1 protein-coding gene and 1 other annotated feature are annotated in these 1,305 nt (G+C 69.1%); the gene reads right to left on the minus strand.

Features of this window, described 5'->3' with window-relative positions:
• Nucleotides 1-15: 15 nt before the first annotated feature.
• Nucleotides 16-1,253, minus strand: a protein-coding gene (locus Q0848_RS18880) for an IS3 family transposase (RefSeq protein WP_299040376.1) whose coding sequence is annotated in 2 segments (ribosomal slippage) — nucleotides 16-965 and nucleotides 965-1,253 — 1,239 coding nt in all. Because the reading frame shifts where the segments join, the coding sequence is not laid out codon by codon here.
• Nucleotides 859-975, minus strand: a sequence feature (AL1L pseudoknot). It overlaps the preceding gene by 117 nt.
• Nucleotides 1,254-1,305: the final 52 nt, after the last annotated feature.

The following is a 1,305-nucleotide window of genomic DNA, read 5'->3' on the forward strand; positions in this document are numbered from 1 at the left end:
TGTCTCGCCCCGGGTTCAGTGGAGGCTCTGAAGTGACGCTCTGATGGTAGCCGGAGCGGGGTGGTGCTGGTGGTGGTCGGCCTCGTACTCGGCCGGTGGGACGTGGCCGAGCTCGCCGTGCAGGCGCCGGTGGTTGAACCAGTCGACGTACTCCGCGGTCGCGATCTCGAGGTCGTCGACGTTCTTCCACGGGCCCTTGTTGCGGACCAGCTCAGCCTTGAACAACGAGTTGAACGCCTCCGCGAGAGCATTGTCGTAAGAATCACCGGTCGACCCCACGGAAGCGACCGCCCCGGCCTCGGCGAGCCGCTGGGTGTAGCGCACCGCGAGGTACTGCACGCCCTTGTCGGAATGGTGGACCAGGCCGCTGAGGTCGGCTCCTTCCTTGCGCCGGGTCCATAGCCCCATCTCCAGGGCGTCCAGGGCCAGGTCGGTGCGCAGCGACGTCGACAGCTGCCACCCGACCACCCGGCGGGAGAACACGTCGACGACGAACGCGGCGTACACCCACCCGGCGAAGGTCCGGCAGTAGGTGATGTCAGCGACCCACAGCTGGTCCGGTGCCGTCGCCTCGAACCTGCGCTGCACCAGGTCCGGGCGGGTGTCCGGGCCCGTCCCGGGCACGGTCGTGCGTGGGCCCTTCGCCCGCGACAGGCCCCGCAGCCCCGCCGCGGCCATCAACCGCTCCACGGTGCACCGGGCCACGGCGTGGCCGCGGCGCACCATCTCGGCGTGGACCTTCCGGGACCCGTAGACCCCGTAGTTGTCCTCGTGCACGGCCTTGATCACCTCGGTGGTCGCCGTGTCGGTCACCGACCGCGCGGACGGTGGGCGGGTCTTGGCGGCGTAGTAGGTGCTCGGGGCGACCTGCAACGTCCTGCAGATCGGCTCGACCCCGAAACGCCCCTTGTGCGCGTCGATGTACTCGACGACTACTTCAACCGGCGGTCGAGCTCCGCCTGGGCGAAAAACGCCGATGCCGTCTTCAAGATGTCGTTCGCCCGCCGCAGCTCACGGTTCTCCCGCTCGAGCTCAGCGATCCGCCGGCCTTCTTCGGTCGTCGTCCCCGGACGGGTGCGGCCGTCGATCTCGGCCTGGGTCACCCAGTTCCGCAACGTCTCAGCGTTGATGCCGAGCTGGCCACCGACCCTCGCGATCGCCCCCGACCTCGTCGCCGGATCCTTGCGGGCGTCCACCGCCATCCGGATCGCCCGCTCCCGGAGCTCGTCCGGGTACTTCCTCGGTGCTGCCATGACTCTCATCCTCCCGTGCGATGAGAGCCTCCATCAGACCCGGTACGAGACA

Source organism: uncultured Pseudokineococcus sp. (assembly GCF_947495735.1).
Classification (GTDB): Bacteria; Actinomycetota; Actinomycetes; order Actinomycetales; family Quadrisphaeraceae; genus Pseudokineococcus.